We start from the raw sequence: 25,309 nt of genomic DNA, 5'->3' as shown, positions 1-25,309 counted from the left end.
GGTCGCTATGTTCCGCGCGGAGCGGATGGCCAGAAGATCGCTAGCGGGCGCACAGGGCGGCGAGCTTGCCCACGGTAATCACTGCCTGTTCGATTTCGCTTGACCAGGGGCTGCTGTAATTCAGGCGAATGAAGTTCCGAAAGGTCGTCTCCGAGATCGAAAACATGTAGCCTGGTCCGATGGTGATGCCCTGCTCGAGTGCGAGCTTGTAGAGCCGCATCGCGTCCACCTTGGACGGCAACTCGATCCACAGCACGTAGCCGCCTGCGGGGTTGGACATGCGCGTGCCTTCGGGAAAGAAGCGCGAGACGATCGTCTTCATCAGGTTCGCCTGCTGCGCGTAGGTCTTCCGAACCCGTCGCAGATGATGCTCGTAACCATCGCGTTCGAGGAATTCCGCGATCGCCAATTGCGGAATCGTCGGCGTGGTCAGCGTGTTCAGAAACTTGAGTTTCTCGACCTGATCGCGATAGCGGCCCGGCATCGCCCAGCCAATCCGGTAGGCTGCCGTCAGCGTCTTCGAGAACGACCCGCAGTGAAGTACCAGTCCCTTCGTGTCGTACGACTTCAACGTGCTCGGATAGGTGCTGTCAAAGTGCAGTTCGTTGTAGACACCGTTCTCGATGACCGGTATGTCCCGTTTCGTCAGGTATTCGACTAGCTCGCGCTTGCGCTCGTCGGGCATCAGAAACCCGAGCGGATTCTGGAAGTTCGGCATGACCATGCAGGCGGTGACCGTCTGCGATTCCACGATCGCGGCAAGCGCTTCGATGTCGATACCGTGCTCGGGATGCGTGGACACCTCGATCGCCTTCATGCCCATCCGTTCGATCGCGTGCAGCATCGCGTAGAACGTGGGTGACTCGACGGCGATCGTATCGCCTGGTTTCGCGACGGCCTGCAGGCACAGATTGATCGCCTCGGTCGCGCCGACCGTGATGATGATCTCATTCGGATCGGCCGCCATGCCGTTTTCGAGGTAGCGACGCGCAATCTGGCGCACCAGTCTCGCAGTGCCCGGCGGCAGCGCGTCGGTCACGCCCCACCGTGTCTTGCCTCGTCCCGCGTCGTAAGCGTAGCGATTGAGCTTCTCGAAAGGAAACAGGCTCGCGTCAGGGTAGGGCGAGCCGAGCGGCACCGCGTCGTCGGTACCGATCGAGCGCAGCGTGGAAAGCACTAGCCGGCTCACGTCGACCGGTGACGAAATCGGAATCGGTTTAGATGGCCGCAGTTCGAGTGACTTCCGCTCGCCTTCGTCGCCGCGGAAATTGACGAAATAGCCGGACTGCGGCCTGCTCGTGAGCAAGCCCCGGCTTTCGAGCAACACGTAGGCGCGGATGACCGTGGTGACGCTGATCCGATGCTGCTGGCTGGTCTGCCGCACCGATGGCAGGCGTTCGCCGTGGCTGTACACGCCTTGCCGGACCAGCTTTTCGATGTCGTCTGCAAGCTTCTCATAGAGATTCATCGGACGATTTTCCTGGCGTTTTTCGGCGGCGGTTTATACCGGCCGCTTCGCTGCGGTGCGCGCGCTCTTGCAGACGTGCCGCCCTCTGGTGCGCAGATCGTAGCAGAACTGTACTGATGCATGCCGGGCCGATTTGTGCACTCTGCGACTGACCACCCAGCCTTACTCTCTTCTCCATCGAACGCGTGTTCGCGGGTCCCGCTACGAGGGCCTCTGGATGTGTAAAGACTGGAGCCGAAACATGGAAGACGCAAATCTGAAGGGAAATAGCCACGCATGCCATCAGCCTCCCGACGCTTCGTCGCCGGAATCACGCAGGACCGGCGCAAAAGGGGGAGGGGGATCATGAATCTGCTCGAAGCCATGCGCATTTACGTGAGAGTGGTGGAGCGTGAGAGCATTTCCAGCGCGGCCAGGGATCTGAATATCGGGCAGCCCGCCGCGAGCGAACGCATCGAGCGGCTCGAGAAGTACCTGGGTTGCCGGCTTTTGCTCCGTAGCGCACGCGCGTTCAAGTGCACGCCCGAAGGCGTGACCTTCTATGAGCGTAGCAAGAGGATTCTGAGCGCCGTCGAGCAGACGATTGCAGACTTGTCGAACGACGAACAGGCGCTCAGAGGCACGGTCCGTATCGCGGCGCCTCACTGCTTCGGCGAGACGGTCGTGCCGCAGGCGTTGGCGCTCGTCCGTGCAGCCTATCCGCAACTGGATCTGGAGCTGGTGCTGAACGACCGGATCGTCGATCTCGTAACGGAGGGCGTGGACGTTTCCTTTCGTCTCGGGCAACTCGGAGAAGGAGCGTTCATCGCCCGTCAACTCGGGCAGGTCGGGCGCGTGCTCGTTGCGGCGCCGGGCTATCTGAGCCGGCAAGGGTCGATCAGCGAGCCGTCCGACCTGATCAAACATCCGTTCATTCGGATGCAGGGTATGTTCGGCACGGACCAGTTGCCCCTCAGGCACCAGGCGAGCGTCGTCGAGAGCGCCCCCATCCGCACCGCCGTGAAGACCAGTCATTGGCGGCCCATGTATGAAATGATCGTCGCGGGTGCGGGCATTGGCGTGCTGGAAGAGCCGGCGTGCGTCGAGGCGTTCGCGGACGGCCGGTTGGTTCGGTTGTTGCCGCAATTCGAGGCGCTGCCCTTCGACGTCAATATACTGATTCAGGCGCAACGTCCGATGCCGGCGCGGGTACGCCTGATTGTGACGATGTTGAAACAGTGCACGCCGCCAATGCTCGAGAGAGCGCACGTCGAATGCTCAAAAATGGCCCGCGGCCTTGAAGTGCTGGCCGACGACGTCGACTCCGCGCTGCCGAAGCAGTCGTTGCGTGCCTGAGCCCGCAACGACCCGTGCTTATTCAGCGAGCGTCAACGACACCGACGCTTCGCTCGTCAACATCAGGAATGTCAGCGTCTCGCGCAGATACAGGCGCACTACCGAGTCGGTGTGGCTGAGATAGCCGATCGACAGATCTTCGCCGAGGTGCAACTCGAAGTCGCCGCCTCGCGTGGAGAGCACGCTGCCGCCGGTCAGCGCGGGTGCCCAGATGATGTCGCCGTTCACGATGCGCTTGATGTGCTCGATCACCGGATAGCCCTGGTCGCGTGCCTCGCTGAGCGCCGTGTAGGCGTCGGCGCCGAGCAGCACGGAATAAGGACCGTCCACGCCGGCAAGCCGCAACTCTTCCAGCGCGTTGCCGATTGCGTGCGGATAATCGCCGATGTCGGCGGGCAGCGCGAGCGGCGCATTCGAAGAGCCTTCGCGAATCCCGCCGATCCCCGCTGCCTGATAGCCGTCGAAGATCGCGCGATCTTCGGCATAGGCGAGCTCTTTCGCTGCATCTTTGGCGGGCTGCCAGTCGGCGTCGTTCGCGCCGCGCAGCACGCTGTCGATCGCCTCGCGCTGCAATTCGAACGGCACGGTGAATTCGACCAGGCGCTTGACCTCCGCGAGCCTGGCCACGACGCCTTGTTGAGGCGCGGCAATCGCGGTCTGATGCCCCGTGCCGACGCCGGACAACTCCGTTCCGCCCGGACCCTCGACGTCGACCACGCGACGGCCGGCTACGCTGCGTTTGAAGGTGCGCGCCACTTCGTTTTCGATCTGCGACCAGGCGGCGCTGGAGATGGGGGCGAGCTCGCGATGCAGGTTATTCATGTTGGGAGATTCCCTTGAGAGAGCCAATATTCAGCGAGCCGTCGTGGCGCGGCTCGACGGGCGAGGACGGTTCCGGATGTGTTTCGATGGCGGCCGTGACGCTCGGCGGATCGCGGTCCGCGAGTTCCTCGAGCAAGGTGGCCGACGGCACGAAGAACAGGCCGCCCGTGACGGCGCGGCTGTAGTCGAGCAGCCGGTCGTAGTTGCCCGGAGGCCGCCCGATGAACATGTTCTCCAGCATCTGCTCGATCGGCGCGGGCGAACGCGCGTAGCCGATAAAGTAGGTGCCGAATTCGGCCGCGCCCAGGCGGCCGAATGGCATGTTGTCGCGCAAGATCTTCACTTCCTTGCCGTTTTCAGTGATCGTGGTCAGCGAGCTGTGCGACGACGAAGGTTTGACCGCCGCGTCGAGTTCGACGTCGGACAATTTCTTGCGACCGATAATGCGCTCCTGAGTCTCGACGGAAAGCGCATTCCAACCGTCCATGTCGTGCAGGTACTTTTGCACGAGGACGTAGCTGCCGCCCTCGAACCCGGGGTCTTCCGTGATGAGCGTGTATTCGTCGGCGGCGCGGCCGGTCGGGTTCTCGGTGCCGTCGACGAAGCCCACCATGTCGCGCATATCGAAGTAGCGAAAGCCGTGAACTTCATCGACCACGGTGACCGCGTCGCCGAGCGCGCCCAGCAACTGCGTAGCGAGTTCGAAACACAGATCCATGTGATCGGCGCGGATGTGCAGCAGGAAATCGCCCGGTGTCCCCAACGCGCGACGCTCGCCTTCGCCGATGTCCCGGAATGGATGCAGGAAGGCGGGCCGCGGCGCGCCGAACAGCCTGTCCCACGCATCGGAGCCGAACGAGCAGACGCATGACAGATTGCCGGCAGGCACACGCTTGCCGACCGCGCGCACGAGGGCGGCAATGTCGCCGCACCATTCGCGCACCTTGGCCTCCTGTTCGCGGTCGTTCGCGATGGTCGCGACAATGAAGATCGCGCTGCGGGATACGTCATTACAAATTGCTTGCGGTTCCGGGGTTTCGTTGGGCATCGGTTTGAGTGTTGGGAGACCGTTACGGATTCCGACAGCAGTAGAATCCATGTCGTTCCGCCTACGCATTTCATGCGGGAGGCGGGCGCGAGTTTCGTTTGAATGATTGAAGCAGGTTCGCTGTTGCGGCCTCCTCGGGCATGCGTACCGCTTTGCCTTGTCGCCGGAAGGGCGCAACATGCGTGACATGGTTGACATCCATCACGCCCACAGATGTTATACCGAGCCGGTAATTTGTGTGAACTCGGTGCCGGCTTCGGAAGGCGTTGTGGCGTGGCGGATCGGCAAAACGGCAGCGGCATTCGTTCGCATTGCAAATGGATGGCGAACTGACGATGAATGCCTGAAGCCGCCCGGGATGATTCGGTCTAACATGGCGACTTGCACCTTCAGGAGCAGCGGATCATGACCTCAGGTACCGACGAAGCAGTGGCTCGACAAGCGGTTGAAGGCTTCTATCGAGCGTTCGAGCAGAAAAGCGTCGAGTTATTGGCGAAGGTTGTCACCCCTGACTGGCAGTACATTCCGGAGCCTCGCGGGGCCACGCACGGGCCCGGTCAAATGGTTCAGATCTTCCATGACATTGCGACCGCGTTGCCGGACATGAAAGTCGAAATTCTCGATTTGCTGGTACATGGCAACCGGATAGGGGTTCGCGCGGAGATCAGCGGCACGCAAACCGGGGAGCTGCTCGGCATCGACGCGAGTTCGAAGCATGTGAAATTCGCGATTCATTCTTTCCATCAGATGCGTGGAAATCTGATCGAGATAACCTGGCACCTCGAGGACTGGCTATCGCTGTTTCGGCAGCTTGGACAGGTGCCGAAAATACTCGATCGGCCTTGAAGCGGAAGGAACGCATCAATGCTGATAGTGCATTGCCGCGGCGATCAGAAGCCGAAACGGAAGCGCGAGCAGTACTGCCCCGGCGACGCCGAGCAGCCATAAGCCAATGAACCATAAGAGGCGTTTGCTGAACGTCGTCTTGCGATCAGGGCTTGTCTGTGACACGCTGTCCCTCGTCATCGGCTAGTCATACTCACTCATCCATCATAGCCTGTTGCGGGCGGCAGGATCGCGACAGGTGTTTCCGTGCGAGCGCGAATAGAGGCCGAGAACGACACAACAGGATCGAGAGTCATGAACGGGAAGCGAGATGCAGCACCTGACAGCACCGCTGCGCGCGTCGCCTTGTGGCGCGCGCTGCATGTCGAGGCCGACCCGCCGCCGCATGTGCTGGAAGACGCAATCGGCCTCAAGCTGCTGGCTCCCGGCGACGATTGGCGTGGCCGCGGAGATATGGACCCGCAATTCACGCGTCCCTTTCGCGCCTCGATCGTGGCGCGGGCTCGATTTATCGAAGACCTGGTCGTGGAACAGGCGGGGCGAGGGTTGAGTCAGTACGTCATCCTCGGCGCCGGGCTCGACAGCTTCGCCCAGCGCAGGCCGGAGATCGCGTCCCGCCTCAAGGTGTTCGAGATCGACCCGCCGGGTCCTCAGGCATGGAAGCGCCAGCGCCTGATCGAACTCGGCTTTGGCATGCCGGACTGGCTGCGCTTCGTGCCGGTCGATTTCGAAGCGGGCGGGAACTGGCGGGACGAATTGATGGCTGCCGGCTTCGATGCCAGCAAGCCGGCGGTCGTGGTCTCCACGGGCGTCAGTATGTACCTCACGCGCGACGCGAACATGGCAACGCTGCGCGAGGTCGCGGCTCTCGCACCGGGATCGACGCTCGCCATGACCTTCCTGCTCCCGCTGCAGCTGGCGGACCCCGAGGTACGTCCGGGGCTCGAGATGGCGGAGAAGGGCGCGCGAGCAAGCGGCACACCTTTTATCAGCTTCTTCACTCCGCCGGAGATGCTGGCGCTCGCCCGTGAAGCCGGCTTTGGGCAGGCGCGCCACGTCTCGGCGGCCGATCTGACGCAGCGCTATTTCGCGGGCAGAACCGACGGTCTGCGTCCGCCGAACAATGCGGAGGAACTGCTTGTAGCGAGCACCTAGCCGCTGTGAGCGAATTCGCCCGTCTCGAAGTCGTATACCAAACGCAATTGACACCCATGTGACCAAGCACTCATTCGTGCCAGGAAACATGCCTGGGGAAAGTATCTATTCTGTCAAAACCTACCCTCGCGTACTTTTAAATCTTGGCTGAATCCCAAATATCGAGCGCTAACGCGGCGGATCCGCTGCCAGTCCTTCGACAGGATCGGCGGATCGACGCGGGAGGTGCCGTAACATTTATATTCGAGCGCGCGGGACATCGTTAAACCCTGGCGCGACTGTGGTTCTTGGCCCACGCACTTTCAGGGAAACGATGACCACCGGACCTCGTAACAGCGGTTTTCCAGCGCTTGGCGCCCTCTCCTGGGGCTCCCATCTGTGTCACTTCTACGAATCGCGTAGCGAATTGCTCAGCGTCACCGCGGACTTCCTGCATGCGGGACTCGCCAATCGCGAAGCGGCCGTGTGGGTCGCGCCCGCGCTGCTGGGACCCGACAAAGCTCGCTATATGCTCACGCGAACCGCGCCCGCACTCGCGGAATATATCGATGCAGGCCAATTGCAGATTCTCGACGGCGCGCAGATTTACGCCTCGCCCAAAACGGGCTTTAACGGCGGCGCCACCGTGGGCTTGTGGTCGAAGGCGATCAACGATGCGTTGGGGCGAGGCTTCGAAGGATTGCGGGTAGCCGGCGATGCCGTCTGCAACGAAACCACCGACTGGGTTGCGCTGCTCGACTACGAAGCCTCGCTGAAGGAGAAGCTTGCTGCGCGGCCGATCATCGGTTTGTGCACGTACTGCGTGCAGAAGCTTCGCACTGCGCAGGCGCAGGACATCGAGCGCCTGCACGATGCGAAGATCGAAGCGCCGCGCGTCGAGACTTCCGGGCATTCGCGCGCGCACGCTAGTGGCCAGGGCGTGCAACCTTCGGAGAACGTCGTCGCCATTGCCGAGCGTGACGATGAAACGAAACAAGCCTCGATCAGTGCAACGATAGGCCACGAAATCCGCAATGCCATCACGCCGCTCGGCCTGCTTGCCCGTTTGTTGAACACGCAGTACGGCCATGACGAACAGTTGACGCGCTACGCGCTTCTACTCTCGCGTCAGGCAAACCTGCTTGGTCAATTGGCCCAGCAATTGATGGCGCCGGACGATGCCGGGTTCGCCGGTTCCGCGGGTTTCGTTCACCCGGCGCCGGGCGCGTTGGCATGTGCGTCGCGCGAGAGAACGGTCGAGAATCCTGCATCGGTCGATGTTGGCGATCTGCTCGCCCATTGTGTGCGGGTAGCCGAAGCGGGCGCGCCAGATCATGCGCCGATTCAACTGACGGCAAGCGACGTGCCGTTGCCGGTGCGAGGCGACTTCGGCAAGCTGACCCAGGTGTTCGTCAATCTCCTGGTCAACGCGCTCAAATATTCGGCGGCTGCGGATGCGATCAAGGTAACGGCGTCGCGCGCCGGGCGTTACTGCTATATCAGCGTGAGCGACGAAGGCATCGGCATCGCGCCGGGCGAGCTTGCGACCATCTTCAAGCCCTACGCGCGCGGGCTTGTGGGCCGCGCATTGGGCACCAGGGGGCATGGACTCGGGTTGGCGGTGGTGCGCGATATCGTCGCGAGCCATGGCGGCACCGTTGAAGCGTTTTCCGCGGGACTGGGCCGCGGCTCGGATTTCGTGGTGCGCTTGCCGCTGGCGAAGATGGTCACGCCAATCACGACGACCGCGCCCGAAGCACAAGAGGGCGAAGCGGTTTGCGCCGCACCGGTTACGCAAGGTGTTGCCGCATAGCGAGCCACGCTATCTCGACGGGGAAGAATGGCGGTTCGATTCGAACGCGATGGCTGAACGTCTCGTCAGGCCGCGCGACCGACGAGCGCCGCAGCAGGCAACGCAATCCCCGAGCTCCGCTTGCAACGGCCACGGCATTGGATGAGGCGGCGCGAGCAATCAAAGCCGCGCCTGGATGAGGAGCGCCTCCGTCATTCGATCGTTCCGCGCTTGCCCTGTCGAAGGCTGTCGGTTTGATCGAATGGGCGATGCCACCGTGCGGCGGCATCGCCCCGGAATGTGCGCCGGCGAGGCCAGTCAGGTTTGGCCCACCCGCGAACCCCTCCGCGCGCTTAGAACGTGTGCCGGATCGCGGCCCGCACGACGATCTGACTCGATGACGACGACAGGTCCTGCGCGCCGGGCACGTATGCCTGATCTAACGCCGAACCGGTTGCGTCGCCGGCGATCTTTTGAAAGGCGCCCTGGACATAGACATCGGTACGCTTCGAAAGGTTATAGTCCGCCATCAAGCCGACGGTGTGAATCTTCGGACGTACGCTGCCTGTCGTTGCATCGTAGTTCTCCAGCGTATAGACGTATTGCGCGCCCACATAGAACGCCGGTGTGAACTGATATTTCCCATTCAGTTCGAAATTCTGGTACTTCAGGCGGGTCAGTGTCCCGCCTGCCAGCGCGCCGCTGGTCGGCTGAATACTCTCCTGCGCGCCGAGGTAGGCCACATTCGCGGCTGGATTGCTGATGTTCGTGTTCGTATAGACGAAGCCTGCCGTCGCCGGACCCAGTGTGTAGTTGATTCCCGCGCCGAAGATTCGCAAGCGCTCCGACTGAAAGTTCGCGTCCGCGGAGACAGTCGAACTTGAACCGGCAATCGCGCCACCGGACGTCGATCCGGGATTGTCCGCGTTCAGATAGGCAGCCGCGATCAATAGGCCGCCGTAGGTGTACTGCGCACCGACGCTGAATTGCCGGTTGTCGGCGAAGCCCGTGCTGTTGCTGAAGCTATATGCGCCGCCGAATTGAAAGCCGGCAATATCCGGGCTCGCATACTTGACCGTGTTGTTTACGCGGAACGTGTTATCGGTGTTGTCGTTGTCAAACGGGTGGGATAGCAGATAGCCGCCCCAGTTGCCATTGGCCGTTGTCAGCGCAAGATAGTCGACCACCGAGTCGTATTGGCGGCCGAGCGTAACCGACCCGTATCGGTCGCTCTCGATACCGACATATGCCTGGCGACCGAACCCCAAACCCCCTTGCGCGAGCTTGCCGGTGTTGACGTTAAAGCCGCTTTCGATCTGAAAGACCGCTTTTAGCCCTGCACCCAGATCTTCAGTGCCTTTCAGCCCCCAACGGCTACCTTGGGCGTAGCCGCTTGTCATTTCGTACGCGTGGCCTCCGCCAACGTTGTTCGTGAAGTCGAGTCCCTCATCAATGACGCCATAGAGTGTGACGCTGCTCTGCGCAAAAGCCGACGTTGCAAATACTGACGCTATCGCGCTGCAAAAGATTCTTTTGTTCAATTCGTCATCCTGAATGTGAAATGGTTTTTTTATCGGCTGTCGATTGGCCAATCGAGCCGTTCGGAATAGTGGAAAATCAAAGGGATCACGTACCGTTATCCGCCTCGCGGTTTCAGATATGCAAGAAGGCGTCGTTCGAGCTGCCGAAATATCCAGACCAGCGCGAAAGCGATCATTGCGTACAGCAGCGCCGCAATTCCGAATGCTTCGAATGACGCATACGTAGCCGAATTGACGTCGCGGGTTACTTTGAGAATGTCCGGAATCGTGGCGGTAAAGGCGAGCGTTGTGGAGTGCAGCATCAGAATCGCCTCGTTGCCGTACATAGGTAACGCGCGTCGCAGTGCCGAAGGAAGAATGATCCGGCGGTAGATGGTCAATGTGGACATGCCGACTGCGAGTGCGGCCTCGATTTCTCCGTATGCCGTCGCCCTGATTGCTCCCGCAAAGATCTCCGTGGCGTAAGCGCATTCGTTCAGCGCGAACGCAAGTAACGTGCAATTCATGGCATCGCGAAAGAATGCGTCGAGCAGCGCGTGTGAATGCACGACATGCAAGCCGTACAGTCCGGTGTAGCAAATCAGCAATTGGACGTAGAGCGGCGTGCCTCGAAATACATAGGTGAACAGCCAGACCGGCGTCGACAGAAGCCGGTTGCGCGATGCCCGTGCCACCGAGAGCGGCAACGCAAGCATGAAGCCGAGTCCGAGCGATGCCACCAGGAGCCACAACGTGACGGCGAGCCCCGTGAACTGAAAGCCATCTGTGTACAGATAGTTCTGCCAATATTGACGAACGATATCGATCATGTCGCCACGCGCCTCACACCCGCTGAATACCGCACTTCCAGTCGCCACAGCACCACGTTGGACAGCGTGGTGATCGCCAGATAGATCGCGCCGGCGGCGAGCGTGAACAGGAAGAAATTCTGCGTCGACTTGCCTGCATCCTGCGACACCTTGACGACGTCCGACAGTCCAATAATCGACACCAGCGCGGTCGCCTTGACGATAACCTGCCAGTTGTTGCCGATGCCCGGCAGCGCCAGTCGCATCATCTGCGGAAACAGGATGCGGGAGAATACCTGCCAGCTCGACATGCCGAATGCCATGCCCGCTTCCAGCTGCCCCTTGGGTACGCCCATGAGCGCACCCCGGAATGTTTCGGTGAAGTACGCGCCATAGATGAAGCCAATTGTCACGACACCCGCCGAGAAGGGATCGATATCCATCTGGTCGAAGCCCAACATATCGGTGATATGGTTCAGCGCCATCTGAATGCTATAAAAGAGCAGCAGCATCAGCACGAGGTCCGGCACCGCCCTGATCAAGGTCGTGTATGCGACGCCGATCCGGACGAGGTAACGACGGCCGGATAGTTTGGCTGCGGCGCCGCACAGCCCCAGCGCAAATGAAACGAGTAGCGATAGCAGCGCGAGCTTGATCGTTTCATAGGTGCCGGCGACGAGCGCCGGCCCGAATCCTCCGAGTATCATTTTGTCTCCTGTGGCTGGCTCAGGCCGGCTCACTTCGCACCGTAGATATCGAAGTCGAAGTACTTGCGGTTGATCCGCGCATACGTGCCATTGGCCAGCACCGCAGCGAGCGCCTGATTGAAGGCATCACGCAACGCGACGTCCTCTTTGCGAAGTCCGAGTCCGTCGCCAAGACCGAAATACTTCGGGTCGTCCAGCGCCGGGCCGGCAAATTTGTAGTCTTTGCCTTCGGGCTTCTTGAGAAAACCGTCGCTCGCCTCGATCGACGCCTGAAATGCCGCGTCCAGGCGGCCGGACGCCAAATCGGCGTAGACCTGGTCCTGGTTCTGGTACGAGACGATCTGCACGCCGGCCCGTTGCCACTGTGCCCGGGCGTAATCTTCCTGGCTCGTGCCCTGTTCGACGCCGACGCGTTTTCCCTTTAGCGAGGCAGCGCTCGGCAGCAGATCGGAGTCGCGTTTGACAACCAGCCGCGCGGGCGCATTGGAGATCTTGTTCGTGAACGCGATCTGCTGCATGCGCTTGGGCGTGATGGTCATCGACGAAGAAATCGCATCGAACTTCCTCGCCAGCAGTCCTGGGATCATTCCGTCGAAGCTGGTTTCGACCCATACGCAGCGCGCGTGAAGTTCTGCACAGAGCGCATTCGCGATGTCCACGCCAAAGCCGGTCAACTTGCCGTCCGGCGTCTTGTACTCCAGCGGCGGATAGGTCGGATCCACCGCCAACCGGATCTCCTTGCCTGACCAGTCGGCGGCGTGAGCTCCGCCGGACAGCACCGCCAAAGCGACCGAAATCGCTGCGAGTTTTTTCATCATGTGTGCTTCTCCTCGATGTCATTGTTGAAATGATGGTGATCCGGGTGATCCCGCATGGGCAGAAAGCGTTCGGTGAGCTTGACCCAATAGGTGGCGCCCACGGCGAGGCAGTCGTCGTTGAAGTCGTAGCCTGAGTGATGCAGCGCGCAGCCGCGTTCACCGTCGCCATTACCGACCACGAGATAGCTGCCTGGACATTGTTCGAGCATGCAGGCGAAGTCTTCACTGGCGGTGAAGGGTGCAAGGTCGTCGATCACGGATTGCGCGCCGAACCAGTCCGTCGCCACCGCACGAGCGAAGTCCGTTTGCGCAGGGTGATTGATCAGCACGGGATGACAGCGGAAATAGTCGATCTCCGCTTGCGCACCGAAACTCGCCGCCTGCCCGTGCACGAGTTCGTGAATCCGGCGTTCGAGCAAGTCGCGCACAGCGGGCGCAAGAGCCCGGACCGTCAGCAGCATCTGCGCCGATGAAGGGATCACATTGGACGCGGTGCCCGCATGAATCGAACCGACGCTGATAATGGCCAGATCGCGTGGACTCACATTGCGTGACACGATACTTTGCAACGCTGTCACGATCGACGCGCATACGACGATCGGGTCGATCGCCTCGTCCGGCGCGGCACCGTGTCCGCCGCGGCCCACCACGCGCACGGTGACTGTGTCGGCCGACGCCATGAACGCGCCGTTAAAGAAGCCCAGATGGCCCGCCGGATAACCCGGAACGTTATGAAGAGCGAACACGGCATCGCACGGAAAGCGTTCGAATAGGCCGTCCTCCATCATTTTTTGTGCGCCGCCGAGGCCTTCTTCAGCCGGTTGGAATATCAGGTTCAGCGTGCCTGAGAAGACGCGTGTTTCGGCGAGATGCCTGGCAGCGGCCAGTAGGGTGGCCGTATGCCCGTCGTGGCCGCATGCGTGCATGACGCCATCGTTTCGGCTGGCATAGGACAGACCCGTTGTTTCGTGGATGGGCAGTGCGTCCATATCGGCGCGCAAGCCGAGGGACGGCCCGCGTCCATTCTTCAATGTGCCGACCACGCCGGTTTTACCGACGGCGCGCGTGACCTGAAAGCCCCACTTATCGAGGCATTCGGCGACCAGTTCACTGGTGGCGACCTCCTGAAGGCCGAGTTCCGGATACGCGTGGATACGGCGCCGCAAGGCGATCATTTCTTCCTGAATAGCGGCGATGCCGGGCAAAACGCAGTCTTGAATCATCGATAAAGTCCTTGGGATCCCCGCAGATCCAGTCGCCGCACCCGGTCAATCCAAATTTCGGGCCGCGCGATTGTCTGCATTGATCGGAATGCTATTCAGCTAAATATCGAGGGTGAAGCCGCAGTTTTGTTATGCTGACAACCATTTGTTGTCGGGGGAGTTGCGTGAAGATTCATCAATTGCAGGCCTTGGTCGCCAGCGCGGAAACGGGAAGCATCAGAGCGGCCGCGCGTTCATTGGGAATTTCTCAGGCCGCTGTCACGCGCGCGCTGCGCGAACTGGAAGCCGCCGAGCAACTGCCGCTGCTGATACGCGCGCCGGAGGGAATCAGCTTTACCGAGTACGGCAAGACGTTGCTGACGCACGCGCGGCTGGTTCTCAACCAGCTGGAACACGCGCAGAGCGACCTGGCAAGACTGCGCGGACGAGCGGAGGGGAGGCTTAGCGTCGGTGTGACACCGTGGATTACGCTGACGTTTCTGGCTGAGACGGTATTGCTGTTTCGCAAGCGAATGCCCGATATTCAACTGGAGCTGTTCGAGAGTCTCATGGCGGTCGCGCAACCGCTTTTACGTGCCGGCGACATGGACTTCGTGATTGGCCAGTTGCATCCGTCGACGGCAAGTCAGGAGTTTTCGTGTGAACCGGTTCTGAACTATGAAACGGCGGTGATGGTGCGCCGGGGACATCTGCGCCAGCACTGCCGTTCGATTCACGATCTACTGGACCAGGACTGGGCTCTCAACTTCGCGCCCGACGGACAGGATGCGCTGATCGACTATCTGTTCACGCGCCACGGTGCGCAGATCGAAGCGAGCCGCATTGTACGGGCCCATTCGTTAGGCACGCTGCAGATGCTGGTTGAACGTGCCGACATGTGTACGTGGTGCCCGGCCGTCCTCCAGACGGCTTCTTTGTTTGAAGGAAAACTGGTGGCGCTGCCGCTGAAAGAGAAGTTCGATTCGCGGCAACTGAGCATTGTCACGCGCCGAAACAGTACGCTTGGCGGCGCGGCGCATTGTTTTATCGAATGCCTGTTGCAGGTGGTCCGCAAGCACGCACGATCGGCGAAGAAAGAAGATCTCGCTTTGTTCGACACCCTGACGATACTGGTTTGATATCGCGTCCCCGTATACCGGGAAAGCGCAAATCAACGATGCCGTCTCATTCAATCCTGCACCAACGGCCGGATTCCGCGCAGACGATAGCCGGTTCACCATTCACGCAGACTTGCTCTTCATCCGTTTGCAACGGGGTCGAAGTGGCTATGCCGATATCGAACACAACGTTAAGCGCGCGCGCAACATGAAGGTCTTCGATGGGAAGCTCCCACGTCAGGAATATTTGCGTGCAATCCTGATCCGGCGCGAAGTCGGCTGCATTGAACCTGTTGCTGCCGCGCCGGATCACCCCGTGAGGCTGGCCAGTGTCGAATATCAAGGCCGTGCCGCGAGTCAGAGGAATGCGATGACCTGTGCCGGGGAAATGAACATCCAGCCCCTTGTCTTCGCTGAGAAACAGATTGCAGAAGGCCGCACCTCCATATTGCGCGCCGTCATGGTGATACCTCGCGCCGCGGCAGGCCATGAGCGCAATGTCGCTGGCGGCAAGCACTTGCGGCAGTCCAAGCGCGCCCGTCCACTCGGACATTGCCCGCACGCAGCGCGCGTAGTCCGGCCAGCGCACCTGCGTTCGCGCCAACGGCATGGCCTCGACGTCACCGGGTTCGAGGACCATGCGCGACGACGTCTCCCTGTCCCAATCCGCGAGCACACGAGCAGGGGGCGCAGGCACGTCGAGCGTGCCCGACAGCACGATGTCACTCACGCTCCGACTGCGAATGGCATCGCCACTCCAGAAATAGGAAGTCAGTACGTCTCGCGTCGATGCTGTGGAAGAGGGACTCATCCACAGCATTGTAAGTTACCGCCCAGCTTTGAGTTGCGTCCATAGCCTATTCTGAAGGCGAAGGATTTCGGCCGGCAAAGGCAAGGACAGCGTGAGCGATTTCATCTTCTCGCCGCGAGGATAGACCGCCTCATTGTCGAGGATGGCCGGTTTCACATAAGCACGCGCGGCAGCATTGGCGTTCGGGTAGTAAACCTGATTGGTGATCGCCGCGCTGACCTTCGGTTGAAGAATGTAGTTGATCCACCGCATGCCTATGCGCCGGGGTACTGAGATGGTAGGGGCGGCGCAAACGGGTGAAAATCAGGCCGAAGGGCTAGAGCGATGGAGCGACCTACCCTTTTAGGGGTAGAGGGGGACACTGACATGCCGCTTGAGGTATCGGACGTTGCATTTCATCAGCGGCTCGGACGTCTGGTCGAAAAACTGGACGACAAACAGTTCTGGCATGCGCTGATCGATCTGTTGCGCGAAGTGGTCCACTTCGACAACTGGGTGGCGATGATCTTTTGGCCCAACGGAAAACCTCAGTTGATCGCGGAGACACAAACGCGCACACCGCACGACGACCTGTTCAAGGGCTATCTGAACAGCGGCTATTTGCTGAACCCTTTCTATGAATTCAGTCTCGGCGCGATCAGCCCAGGCGTGTATTGTCTGGATTAAGTCGCGCCCGATCATGTCCGCGAGACCGAATACTTTCGCCGCTATTTTTCTGTGAACGTGCTCGAAGATGAGGTGCAGTTACTGGCGCCGCTGTCTTCGGGAGGAACGCTGTCGGTGTCGATGGGCAGTGAGCGGCGCTTCAGCTCGGCCGACGTCGGCACCCTCTGTCTTTACGGCGCATGGTTGCTTCCGCTGATGGGCCATGCGCTCTCGGCGCAGACTGCCGTGCTGCCGCCGCCGGCGAGTTCGGCCGCGGGAGGCGACCGTCGCCTTCACTTCGAACAGGCACTGCGCAAGCGATCCAATGCGTCGCTGACCCATCGCGAGATCGAAGTCGCGCTGATGATTCTCGCCGGTCACTCGACCAAGAACATGGCGAGAGAGCTGGGTGTGTCACCCGCCACGGCCAAGGTTCACCGGCGCAATCTCTCCAGGAAACTGAACATTTCCTCCCAGGCAACGCTCTTTCTGCTCATCATGGACGAGGACTCAGAGGCAAGCTGAACCGGCCAGATCCGGATCGGCAATCTTAGGAAGGCGAGCGCCCTGGCGTCGCCACCGTTCTTTGTATCGCAATGTATCTGCACCGTAGCAGGGTACATAACGTTTCATCAACGGACATTGCCGACATAAGCCAGATACGTCCACGGGGTCTAATGCTTCCAAGCCAGCGGAACTGGCCTTACTAACCAGAACGCAAACGCAGAACGCAAACGGGCGTTTGCGTGGAAGACATTTTTCTCGAGGTGAAAGTCATGAAAGTCATTCAATCGCTTATCGTCGCTGCTGCCGTTGCTCTCCCGGCTTTGTCGTTCGCGCAATCGAATCAGCCGCTCACTCGGGCGCAGGTCCGCGCGGAACTCGTGCAGTTGGAGAAGGCCGGTTACAACCCTGCGGGCGATGAAACGCAGTATCCCAAGAATATCGAAGCCGCCGAGGCACGCGTGAGTGCGCAGAACGGCTTGGCGTTGTCGTCTTATGGCCCAGCGACGGGCGGCCGCTCGGTATCGGGCTCGCATGCGTCGGACTCGGAAATAATCGGTCTTGGGGCGATTTACGCCAAGCCGTAACTCAAGTCCGCTTCGAGGGCGGCTGTATGTACCGGCCACGCCTCGCGATGTTTGATTCAACCATTTAGTGCGTCCCGCGGGCGCACTGTTCAATTCAGCGCTGTCGCACATAAGGAGAATTTGCCATGTCTGACCAGATCAATTTGCGGCGTCGTCGTCTGCTCGGGACGACGGTTGCGGGCCTCAGCCTGATGGAACTGGGATTGAGCGGACTTGCCAACGCGCAGTCCAATAGCACGAAGACGGGATCGAGCGTCGCCTCGTTCGACAACCTCAAGCAGATCAACGCGGGCACGCTCAGCATCGGCTACGCCGAAGCGGGCCCGCAGAACGGACCGGTTGTGATCCTGCTGCACGGCTGGCCCTACGATATCCATGCCTTTGCCGAAGTCACACCGTTGCTGGCGGCGGCCGGCTATCGCGTGATCGTGCCGTATCTGCGCGGCTATGGCACGACGCGGTTCCTGTCCGCGGACACGCCGCGCAACGGCCAGCAGGCGGTCGTGGCGGTCGACATCATCGCGTTGATGGATGCGTTGAAGATCGACCAGGCGATTTTCGGCGGCTTCGACTGGGGCGCGCGGACGGTGAATATCATCGCCGCGCTGTGGCCCGAGCGATGCAAGGCGATGGTCTCGGTGAGTGGTTATCTGATCGGCAGCCAGGAAGCGAACCGCACGCCGCTGCCGCCGAAAGCGGAGCTGGCCTGGTGGTATCAGTTCTACTTCGCGACAGAGCGCGGCGCGGCGGGTTACGACGCGAACCGTCACGACTTCAACAAGCTGATCTGGCACACGGCCTCACCGAAATGGAATTTCGACGATGCGACGTTCGAGCGCTCGGCGCAATCGTTCAGCAACCCGGACCATGTCGCGGTGGTGATTCACAACTATCGCTGGCGTCTTGGGCTGGTGAAGGGCGAGGCGCAGTACGACGAACTGGAGAAGCGCCTGGCCGCGGCGCCGACGATTGCCGTGCCGACCATCACGATGGAAGGCGACGCGAACGGCGCGCCGCATCCCGATCCGGCAGCGTACGCGAAGAAGTTCACCGGCAAGTACGCGCACCGGAACATCGGCGGCGGTGTCGGACATAACCTGCCGCAGGAAGCGCCGAAAGCATTCGCCGATGCGGTGATCGACGTCGCCCGTTTCTAAACGGATTGCGTGCAAACGCGTGATCGCGGACAAAGCGTCGGCTAGTCGCGTTGCGACGCCGCGTCCGTTTAGCCCCCGCGCGCCTTGCCGCCTGGCCGGTCTTCGGCGCCGTCATCGTCATCGCGGTTGCCGACGAACGGCGAATCGGTGTCGCTGCCGCCGGCACGCAGCGCGATCCGCGCATCTTTAGCCAGTCTTTCGTAGTGTTTGCGAAAGCGCGTCAAGTCTTTTTCCTCGAGTTCTTCGAGATCGAGCAGGGCGTTGTGAGCCCCTTCCAAGGCGCGGATCAACTCGTCGAGCTTGATCTGCATCGCGGCGGTGTCGCGGTTCTGGGTGTTCTGAATCAGGAAGACCATCAGAAACGTGACGATCGTGGTCGACGTGTTGATCACGAGTTGCCACGTATCGCTGTAGTGAAAGAGCGGACCGGTGAGAGCCCAGACGATCACCATGAGGACGGCCAGCACAAAGGTGGCCGGCCTGCCGGTCATCGTGGAAAGGAAGCTTGAGAACTTCGAAAACCATTTGCCGCTCATCATGATCTCCGGGAGTCGGGTCGATGTGAGGCATCATCGCACAGACGCAACCCCGGCCCACGCGCATGCCGCGAAGCACGTCAGCGGTCCGCCGATTTACCCCATACGATCGATTCAGGATGCTGCTCCAGGTAACCCGACAGCTCCTTCATGCCGCTCTCACCATCCTGACCCGCGAAGGGATCGGTGGACTGACGTTCGATTCGTTGTCGCGCGAAAGCGGCATCAGCAAAGGCGGATTGCTGCATCAGTTCCGCACGAGGCAGGGTGTGCTGTGCGCGTTGCTGGAGTTTCAGCGGCAGCAGTTCGAACAGATCGCGCGCGACTATCTGGCGAACGAGGGCACATCGAAAGCGGCGCCGAACCTCGCCGCGCAGATCGCGATTTATCGGGAGTCCATCAATCAGCCGCATTCCGTGGCGCGAGCCGTTCTTGCCGCGCTGGTCGAGAATCCGACCTTGCTCGACGACATGAAAGCGTTCGATGCGCAGAAAATGAAGGCCATGCAGGATGAAGCGAGCGACCTCGATCTGTCGCTCTTGCGCTACTGCGCTGCCAGTGGTCTCGCGTTTCATTCTCTGCTGGGACTGTCGCCGTTGGACGATGCGACGCGCAACAGGCTGTTCGATCGTCTGCTCGATGAAGCGAGCTGGCAGGGTCAAAATGCGCAGGTGAAACGTCGCAAGCGGTCTGCGGACTGAGTTGCGCGGTTAGCGTTATGTTGGTTTGCCGCCGTCGCGCGGGTTCATCGCGAACGGCGCGTCAACGCCCGGGCAAGAGCGATCACGCCCGCCTCTATTTCTTCGACGCCGATCGAAGCAAATCCGAGCACGAGCCCCGGCGGCGCGGCACGGTCGATCGCGTATAGCGACAGTGGACGCGTCTCGATGCCTTCGCGTGCCGCTCGCCGCGCGGCGTCGGTGTCGTCTGTATCTCGCGGCAGAAACGCGGGCGCGTCGAGGCCCGCCGCGATCGGTGCAAGCGCAAGCAAACCCGAAAGATGCCGTTCGAGCGCCGACGTCAGTGCCTCGGCTCGTTCGCCATAGAGCATGCGCATGCGCCGTATGTGCCGGCCGAAATGGCCGTCGGCGATGAAGTCGTGCAGCACGGATTGCTGATCGGTCGGAACATGCCGTGCCGTGGACGACAGCGCGGCCACGAACGGTTCGACCAACCGGTCGGGCAAGATCGCGTATGCGGTCCTCAAAGCGGGAAACAGCAGTTTGCTGAACGTGCCGCAGTAGATCACGTGCCCGTGATCGTCGAGGCTCTTCATCGCGGCGAGCGGGTGGCCCTCGAAGCGGTACTCGCTGTCGTAGTCGTCCTCGATGATGATGGCGGCTCGGTCGCGCGCCCGCGGCTTCGAGCACGAAGCGGGCGCCGGGATAACCGGGATCTTCCATCCACGCGGTGTCGCCGGGATCGAGCAGCAGGCGAGCGCTCAGGTCGATCGCCTGCTGAACGCTGCCCAACACGACGACGTTATCCGCCGAGCATCGAATGCCGCGCGGATACGCGATGAGGGTACGCGCAACCTGGTGGCCGCCGCGATCGCGGCGGGCAGCAGCAAAATGATCGCGCAAAGCATTGCATGGGCGTACCGGCCAGGAGCGACGCCTCACGACGAAAGCCGTGCGTTGGGCTGGTGCCCGGACAGCCGCTCGGCGGCGCGCGTATTTATTGCTGATACCAATTGCGGTCCACTGGTATTGCCGCCGGATTAAATCCGCATCGTTTCCAACAGATGGTTGTAAATCCGCATCACATTTTATTTTTCTCACACGAGATAGACGGTCGCATACGGACGCATTTGACCGTCTATTGCACATCTGCTCAAGCAATTCATAGCGCGATCTAGCCGCTTATCGACAGTGTTTTTCACGTGACTTCCCGCACGTCGGCGCATGCGCCGAGGCGGCGCTTATTCCACTGATCTTTCAACCATTGCATCGACACGATTCCTCAGCCGAAACCGCGCGATTGTTCTAGGGTAATTACTTACAAAAGAGTACGCCAAGTGCAGATTTAACAAAGTTAGAATGTTTCATCTAATGCTGCATCGCAGAACGATTCGAGCGGGTTGGCGCAATTCGAGGGTCAACAATCTGCTTGCATCCCGCTGGTTTCGCATGCCTCTTGTCTGAGCAATGTGAACGTTTAAGGAAGGAGTCCAGAGTGTATTTTCCGACGCCAGAGCAATTCATCTCCATGCAAAGTGCCAATGTTGCCGTCGCGTTTTCGTTGACGCAGCAAACGTTCCAGTTTTTCGAAAAACTGGCTGAGTTGAACCTGCAGGCAGCGAGAGCCACGCTTGCGGAGAGCGAGCAGGCGTGGCAGACGGCGATGTCCGGCAAGACGCCGGTCGAATTGTTTGTTCATCAGGCCAGCAACGCAAAGCCTATCGCGGAGAAAGTACTGTCTTATAACAGTCACATGCTTGAAATCGCGAATGCGGCACAAGCCGAGTTTCTGAAGATTTGCGAAGACCGTTTCGCACAGTCCAACACGAAAATGCAGACAGTGTTCGACGACCTCGCGCGCAATGCGCCCGCAGGTTCCGAACTCGCGGTCTCCGCGTTCAAGTCGGCGGTTTCCGGCGCGGGCGCTGCCTACGATGCGATGCGCAAAGCCACCGCGCAAGCCATTGCCATGGCGCAGGCCAATCAGTTGACGGTGCCTGCTCCGGCGCGGGCCAAATAAAGCCAATCAGCCAACAGCAATGCTCACGCAGCCTGGCGCAAACGCGCCAGGGCTGTTGTTTCGCTTTCCTCCAAGCAGGACGGATCGGCCGATTCGGAAACGAAATGGGTATCGCATTGCTTGCCAACTCGTTCGAAGGGCGATTCGAAGGCGCTTGATAAAGTCAGCCGGGAATGTAATGGGAAGTCACGCTTCTTATAAGAACGATCTTTCGCACATTGAAACGATAGTCACAACGCTTGAGCGATTTACTTCAAAAGGCGATTCGATGGCTTGTACGTCGCTGATCAATGAGCCGGGTTATTGGCGTCAACGGATCGAGACGATACTGAAGCAGCGCGAGATATCGCAGGTCGACCGCGAGCATGCTGACGCGTTGCTCAGACGTTTGAGCGGAATCATCAAGATGCCTTAATAAGGTGGGAGAATCGGACAAACATCGAAAAGCCGCGAGCTACGCGGCTCACTCAATATAAAAGGATACGACATGACCAGTGAATCTTCTGAGAGCGGTTTGCAGGTACTGACGTCGCAAACTTCGGGCCGTCATCGACTCGTGGTGCGCGCGGCGCTTCACGGTATGCGCATTGCCGCAATATGGCAGGTGCTATTTCCATTCTCCCGCAACGTCGAGACAGTCGCTGTCACGACGCATCCGGGCAGCGGTTTTGAAGAGGTCACGATTGCGCTGGCTCAGGCGCAACGTGAGTTGGTGGACGCCCTGATCGCGCGCTTCAAGAGCATGTCCTGGGTGACGAGCGCAACGCTTTGCTGAGTGCGTGACTTCAACGCGACCGGCAGTTGCATGCAAATAGCCGGAGCCGGCTATTTGCACGTCAACCGCAATCCGCGCTTTATTCGAGAGCGGAAGCCGGACCAAAGAACTCGTACCGGCTTTGCGACTCCGGCACGCCGATCGCCTTCAAGTGCTTCTTGATGGCCTTCATGAACGCGATCGGTCCGAGGAAATAGACGTCGACGTCACGCGTCCTGGGCAGCCACGCGTCCAGACGCTTTTCGTCCAGATAGCCGATGCCGTGCGCGTCGGCATCTTCCGCGCGGCGCTGCTCATAGCAATAGAAACGCTTCAACTTCGGATGATGCGCGGCCAATTGGTCGATCGCGTCGCGGAACGCATGCACGCCGCCGTGGCGCGCCGAGTGAATGAAGTGCACAGGGCGATCGGTCTTCAGCGCGGCTTGCAGCATTGCCAACGTGGGCGTGATGCCCACGCCGCCGCTGATCAGCACGAGCGGCTTGTCGCTGTTTTGGAGCTTGAAATCTCCGGCAGGCGCGAACAGTTCCACGGTATCGTTCTCATTGACGCGCGCGTGCAGGTGGTTCGACACCTTGCCATTCGGTTCGCGCTTCACGCTGATCCGGTATTCCTCGCCGTTCGACATGGCCGAGAGCGAGTAATTGCGCCGCACTTCCTCGCCGTCGATAACGAGCCGCACGCCGATGTATTGCCCTGGATGAAACGCAAGCAACTCGCCGTTGTCGTCGGGGCGCAAATGGAACGACGTGATCTCGTCGCTTTCCCGCACTTTACGGGCGACGCGAAAGAGCCGCGTGCCGCGCCAGCCGCCCGGCGCCGCTTCGCGCTCGGCGTACATTTTCTCTTCGAGGCCGCTCAACAGATCGGCGAGTTGCTGATAGGCGGCGGCCCACGCTTCGATGACCGCGTCGGTGGCGATCTCCGCCCCCAGCACTTCGCGGATGGATCTGAGCAGGCACTGTCCGACGATCGGATATTGCTCCGGCAGGATATTCAGCGCGACGTGCTTGTTGATGATCTGCGAGACCAGCCCGCCCAGTTGTTCGAGCTGATCGATGTGACGTGCGTACATCAGCACGCCGTTGGCCAGCGCGCGTTGCTGCGCGCCGCTCGCCTGATTGGCGAGGTTGAACATGGGGCGCACTTCGGGATGTTCGCTGATCAGCATGTCGTAGAAGTGCGTGGTCAGCGCCTCGCCCCCGCTTTCGAGAAGAGGAACGGTGGCTTTGACGATGGCGCGGTGTTCGGCGGAAAGCATAGGGAGTCCTGGTTGTTGGTGGATATCCAGTCGTGCTCCGACTGATGCGCTTATGCATCCATGTTTCGTGCCAGGTATAAAATGTAAATAAATCAACGATCTGAAATTAAAGATGGTCAATTCGACCTTAGTCGAAAAGACTCCTGATGGAGTCAATCTGACTGCAGAGGCGCTGCTCGACGCCCTGACGCCGCTGATCCGCGATCTCTCGCGCGATCTGCTTGAGAGCGAACGCTACCGCCGTCTGCTGAGCAGTCTGCGCGCGCTGTTTCCCGGCGACGCGGCCGCTCTGTTGCGTCTGGAGGGCGACACGCTGGTGCCGCTCGCCATCGACGGATTGAGCAGCGATACGCTGGGGCGGCGCTTTCGTGTCGGCGACCACCCGCGCTTCGAGCAGTTGTTGTCACGGCCGGAGCCGACCCGCTTCGCCGCCGACTCCGATTTGCCGGATCCTTACGACGGCCTCGTGCAGGGCGTGGCCGGGCATCTCGAAGTGCATGACTGCCTCGGCTGTCCGCTTTTCGTACGCGGCCGGCCGTGGGGATTGCTTACGCTCGATGCGCTCGACCCGGCGCGTTTCGACAGCATCGACATGGCGTCGCTGCGGGCGTTTCTGGGCCTGGCCGCCGCTACCGTGAGCGTCGTCGAGCGAATCGATACGCTCGCGCGCAGCAGCGAGGAAGAGCGGGCGCGCGCCGAAGCCTACCGGCAGGCGAGCAGCCAGAGCCGGCGCGAAATGGTCGGCAGCAGCGAGGCGCACACGCATCTGATGAAGGAAATCGAGGTGGTCGCCGGCAGCGATCTGACCGTGCTGATCACCGGCGAGACCGGCGTCGGCAAGGAACTCGTGGCCAACGCGATCCACGCGCTCTCATCGCGCGCGAACAAGCCGCTGATCAGCCTGAACTGCGCCGCGCTGCCGGATACGCTCGTCGAGAGCGAACTGTTCGGGCACGTGCGGGGCGCGTTCTCAGGCGCGTCGTCGGACCGGCGCGGCAAATTCGAACTGGCCGACGGCGGCACGCTTTTTCTCGACGAAGTGGGCGAACTGCCGCTTCTGGTGCAAGCCAAGCTGTTGCGGGTTTTGCAGAACGGCCAGTTGCAGCGCATCGGCTCGGACCACGAGCACCAAGTCGACGTGCGGCTGATCGCCGCGACGAATCGCGATCTGGCTGAGGAGGTTCGTGCAGGGCGGTTCCGCGCGGATTTTTACCATCGGCTCAGCGTCTATCCGTTGCGCGTGCCGCCATTGCGCGAGCGCGGCCGCGACGTGTTGCTGCTGGCGGGGTTTTTTCTCGAAGAGAATCGCTCGCGGCTCGGTCTGTTGAGCCTGCGTCTCGCGACGGATGCGCAAGCCATGCTGCTGCGTTATCCGTGGCCGGGGAACGTGCGTGAGCTGGAGCACCTGATCGGCCGAAGCGCGCTCAAGGCGCTCGCCACGAATCGCGAGCGTCGCCGGATCTTGACGTTGACGGCCGCGGACTTTGCGCTGGCGGCCGCACCGGAAGAAGACAGAGCCCAGAAGACGCAGGCTGAAACAACTGAGACGGCATCGAAGGACTTTCGCAGCGCGGTCACCGAGTTCGAGCGGAACACGGTTGTCGACGCTTTGGCACGCCACAATCAGAATTGGGCGGCTGTCGCGCGCGAGCTTGGTCTTGACCGCGCGAATCTGAACCGGTTGGCCAAACGGCTCGGCCTTAAATGAAGACTC

The 25,309-nt window shown here is 60.8% G+C and carries 28 protein-coding genes; 15 read left to right on the top strand and 13 right to left on the bottom strand.

The window, feature by feature from the left end; all coding sequences use genetic code 11:
- Positions 1–40: 40 nt before the first annotated feature.
- The gene (locus B0G75_RS26630) at positions 41–1,468 is read right to left on the bottom strand and encodes a PLP-dependent aminotransferase family protein (protein WP_106312684.1); all 1,428 of its coding nucleotides are present in this window, start codon (positions 1,466–1,468) and stop codon (positions 41–43) included.
- 345 nt (positions 1,469–1,813) lie between these two features.
- Here B0G75_RS26630 and B0G75_RS26625 point away from each other — a divergent pair, with 345 nt between their 5' ends.
- Positions 1,814–2,803 carry a LysR family transcriptional regulator gene (locus B0G75_RS26625; RefSeq protein ID WP_106312682.1) on the top strand — a complete coding sequence of 330 codons (990 nt, stop codon included), beginning with the start codon at positions 1,814–1,816 and terminating at the stop codon, positions 2,801–2,803.
- Between the two features lie 18 nt (positions 2,804–2,821).
- Here the strand turns inward: B0G75_RS26625 and B0G75_RS26620 are convergent, their stop codons facing one another.
- Positions 2,822–3,625 (bottom strand): family 1 encapsulin nanocompartment shell protein, encoded by an 804-nt coding sequence (locus B0G75_RS26620; protein WP_106312679.1) that lies wholly within the window; start codon positions 3,623–3,625, stop codon positions 2,822–2,824.
- Positions 3,618–4,673, bottom strand: coding sequence for a Dyp-type peroxidase (locus B0G75_RS26615; RefSeq protein ID WP_106312676.1), 1,056 nt, complete (start codon positions 4,671–4,673; stop codon positions 3,618–3,620). Before B0G75_RS26615 ends, B0G75_RS26620 begins: the two co-directional genes overlap by 8 nt.
- 381 nt (positions 4,674–5,054) lie before the next feature.
- On the opposite strand from B0G75_RS26615, the gene B0G75_RS26610 reads away from it, so the two are divergent.
- The 3 genes from B0G75_RS26610 to B0G75_RS26600 all read left to right on the top strand — a co-directional run bounded on the left by B0G75_RS26610 (position 5,055) and on the right by B0G75_RS26600 (position 8,466).
- Positions 5,055–5,519 (top strand): ester cyclase, encoded by a 465-nt coding sequence (locus B0G75_RS26610; protein ID WP_308705932.1) that lies wholly within the window; start codon positions 5,055–5,057, stop codon positions 5,517–5,519.
- A gap of 294 nt (positions 5,520–5,813) precedes the next feature.
- A complete protein-coding gene (locus tag B0G75_RS26605) occupies positions 5,814–6,674 on the top strand; it encodes a class I SAM-dependent methyltransferase (protein WP_106312670.1) in 861 nt (286 codons plus the stop codon).
- Between the two features lie 313 nt (positions 6,675–6,987).
- Positions 6,988–8,466 (top strand): MEDS domain-containing protein, encoded by a 1,479-nt coding sequence (locus tag B0G75_RS26600; RefSeq protein WP_106312667.1) that lies wholly within the window; start codon positions 6,988–6,990, stop codon positions 8,464–8,466.
- A gap of 332 nt (positions 8,467–8,798) precedes the next feature.
- Here the strand turns inward: B0G75_RS26600 and B0G75_RS26595 are convergent, their stop codons facing one another.
- The 5 genes from B0G75_RS26595 to B0G75_RS26575 all read right to left on the bottom strand — a co-directional run bounded on the left by B0G75_RS26595 (position 8,799) and on the right by B0G75_RS26575 (position 13,522).
- Complete coding sequence (locus tag B0G75_RS26595) at positions 8,799–9,986, bottom strand: porin (RefSeq protein ID WP_106312664.1); 1,188 nt, start codon at positions 9,984–9,986, stop codon at positions 8,799–8,801.
- A gap of 95 nt (positions 9,987–10,081) precedes the next feature.
- Entirely contained in the window at positions 10,082–10,795 is a 714-nt protein-coding gene (locus B0G75_RS26590) for an ABC transporter permease (protein ID WP_106312661.1), read from the bottom strand.
- Positions 10,792–11,481 (bottom strand): ABC transporter permease, encoded by a 690-nt coding sequence (locus tag B0G75_RS26585; protein ID WP_106312658.1) that lies wholly within the window; start codon positions 11,479–11,481, stop codon positions 10,792–10,794. Before B0G75_RS26585 ends, B0G75_RS26590 begins: the two co-directional genes overlap by 4 nt.
- A gap of 29 nt (positions 11,482–11,510) precedes the next feature.
- Entirely contained in the window at positions 11,511–12,299 is a 789-nt protein-coding gene (locus tag B0G75_RS26580) for an ABC transporter substrate-binding protein (RefSeq protein ID WP_106312655.1), read from the bottom strand.
- Entirely contained in the window at positions 12,296–13,522 is a 1,227-nt protein-coding gene (locus B0G75_RS26575) for a M20 aminoacylase family protein (protein ID WP_106312653.1), read from the bottom strand. The genes B0G75_RS26580 and B0G75_RS26575 overlap by 4 nt, the downstream gene beginning before the upstream one ends.
- Positions 13,523–13,686: 164 nt before the next feature.
- On the opposite strand from B0G75_RS26575, the gene B0G75_RS26570 reads away from it, so the two are divergent.
- Complete coding sequence (locus tag B0G75_RS26570) at positions 13,687–14,640, top strand: LysR substrate-binding domain-containing protein (RefSeq protein WP_106312650.1); 954 nt, start codon at positions 13,687–13,689, stop codon at positions 14,638–14,640.
- A 46-nt stretch (positions 14,641–14,686) separates the two neighbouring features.
- On the opposite strand, the gene B0G75_RS26565 is transcribed toward B0G75_RS26570, so the two are convergent.
- Both B0G75_RS26565 and B0G75_RS26560 read right to left on the bottom strand, forming a co-directional pair.
- On the bottom strand, positions 14,687–15,439 hold the full coding sequence (locus tag B0G75_RS26565; protein ID WP_106312647.1) for a hypothetical protein: 753 nt from the start codon (positions 15,437–15,439) through the stop codon (positions 14,687–14,689).
- 6 nt (positions 15,440–15,445) lie between these two features.
- Positions 15,446–15,682, bottom strand: coding sequence for a hypothetical protein (locus tag B0G75_RS26560; protein ID WP_181309350.1), 237 nt, complete (start codon positions 15,680–15,682; stop codon positions 15,446–15,448).
- 114 nt (positions 15,683–15,796) lie between these two features.
- Here B0G75_RS26560 and B0G75_RS41045 point away from each other — a divergent pair, with 114 nt between their 5' ends.
- From B0G75_RS41045 to B0G75_RS26545, 4 genes are all read left to right on the top strand, one after another.
- Positions 15,797–16,096: a hypothetical protein gene (locus B0G75_RS41045; RefSeq protein WP_219908298.1), complete on the top strand. Its 300-nt coding sequence runs from the start codon at positions 15,797–15,799 to the stop codon at positions 16,094–16,096.
- A gap of 51 nt (positions 16,097–16,147) precedes the next feature.
- The gene (locus B0G75_RS41040) at positions 16,148–16,600 is read left to right on the top strand and encodes a helix-turn-helix transcriptional regulator (RefSeq protein WP_219908296.1); all 453 of its coding nucleotides are present in this window, start codon (positions 16,148–16,150) and stop codon (positions 16,598–16,600) included.
- Positions 16,601–16,851: 251 nt separating this feature from the next.
- Positions 16,852–17,166: a DUF4148 domain-containing protein gene (locus B0G75_RS26550; RefSeq protein ID WP_106313045.1), complete on the top strand. Its 315-nt coding sequence runs from the start codon at positions 16,852–16,854 to the stop codon at positions 17,164–17,166.
- Positions 17,167–17,291: 125 nt separating this feature from the next.
- Complete coding sequence (locus B0G75_RS26545) at positions 17,292–18,323, top strand: alpha/beta fold hydrolase (RefSeq protein ID WP_106312644.1); 1,032 nt, start codon at positions 17,292–17,294, stop codon at positions 18,321–18,323.
- Between the two features lie 68 nt (positions 18,324–18,391).
- On the opposite strand, the gene B0G75_RS26540 is transcribed toward B0G75_RS26545, so the two are convergent.
- On the bottom strand, positions 18,392–18,862 hold the full coding sequence (locus B0G75_RS26540; RefSeq protein WP_106312641.1) for a low affinity iron permease family protein: 471 nt from the start codon (positions 18,860–18,862) through the stop codon (positions 18,392–18,394).
- Between the two features lie 116 nt (positions 18,863–18,978).
- Between B0G75_RS26540 and B0G75_RS26535 the strand changes: the two genes are divergently transcribed.
- The gene (locus B0G75_RS26535; RefSeq protein WP_106312638.1) at positions 18,979–19,560 is read left to right on the top strand and encodes a TetR/AcrR family transcriptional regulator; all 582 of its coding nucleotides are present in this window, start codon (positions 18,979–18,981) and stop codon (positions 19,558–19,560) included.
- A gap of 44 nt (positions 19,561–19,604) precedes the next feature.
- Here the strand turns inward: B0G75_RS26535 and B0G75_RS26530 are convergent, their stop codons facing one another.
- Positions 19,605–20,135 carry a hypothetical protein gene (locus B0G75_RS26530; RefSeq protein ID WP_258194699.1) on the bottom strand — a complete coding sequence of 177 codons (531 nt, stop codon included), beginning with the start codon at positions 20,133–20,135 and terminating at the stop codon, positions 19,605–19,607.
- Between the two features lie 52 nt (positions 20,136–20,187).
- On the opposite strand from B0G75_RS26530, the gene B0G75_RS42055 reads away from it, so the two are divergent.
- The 4 genes from B0G75_RS42055 (at position 20,188) to B0G75_RS26515 (ending at position 22,334) form a co-directional block, all read left to right on the top strand.
- On the top strand, positions 20,188–20,583 hold the full coding sequence (locus B0G75_RS42055) for a hypothetical protein (protein ID WP_374956920.1): 396 nt from the start codon (positions 20,188–20,190) through the stop codon (positions 20,581–20,583).
- Between the two features lie 451 nt (positions 20,584–21,034).
- Positions 21,035–21,559 carry a phasin family protein gene (locus tag B0G75_RS26520; protein ID WP_106312635.1) on the top strand — a complete coding sequence of 175 codons (525 nt, stop codon included), beginning with the start codon at positions 21,035–21,037 and terminating at the stop codon, positions 21,557–21,559.
- A gap of 178 nt (positions 21,560–21,737) precedes the next feature.
- A complete protein-coding gene (locus B0G75_RS40270; protein WP_146142539.1) occupies positions 21,738–21,974 on the top strand; it encodes a hypothetical protein in 237 nt (78 codons plus the stop codon).
- A 72-nt stretch (positions 21,975–22,046) separates the two neighbouring features.
- Complete coding sequence (locus B0G75_RS26515) at positions 22,047–22,334, top strand: hypothetical protein (protein ID WP_106312632.1); 288 nt, start codon at positions 22,047–22,049, stop codon at positions 22,332–22,334.
- 79 nt (positions 22,335–22,413) lie between these two features.
- Here B0G75_RS26515 and hmpA read toward each other — a convergent pair whose 3' ends face one another.
- Positions 22,414–23,595: an NO-inducible flavohemoprotein gene (gene hmpA / locus B0G75_RS26510; protein ID WP_106312629.1), complete on the bottom strand. Its 1,182-nt coding sequence runs from the start codon at positions 23,593–23,595 to the stop codon at positions 22,414–22,416.
- A gap of 112 nt (positions 23,596–23,707) precedes the next feature.
- Here hmpA and norR point away from each other — a divergent pair, with 112 nt between their 5' ends.
- Positions 23,708–25,303, top strand: coding sequence for a nitric oxide reductase transcriptional regulator NorR (gene norR / locus B0G75_RS26505; protein WP_106312626.1), 1,596 nt, complete (start codon positions 23,708–23,710; stop codon positions 25,301–25,303).
- Positions 25,304–25,309 lie beyond the last annotated feature (6 nt).

Source organism: Paraburkholderia sp. BL18I3N2 (assembly GCF_003001875.1).
In the GTDB taxonomy this organism is placed as follows: domain Bacteria; phylum Pseudomonadota; class Gammaproteobacteria; order Burkholderiales; family Burkholderiaceae; genus Paraburkholderia; species Paraburkholderia phytofirmans.
Note: the sequence above shows the minus strand (reverse complement) of the source record. Positions and strands in the feature narration are given on the sequence as shown.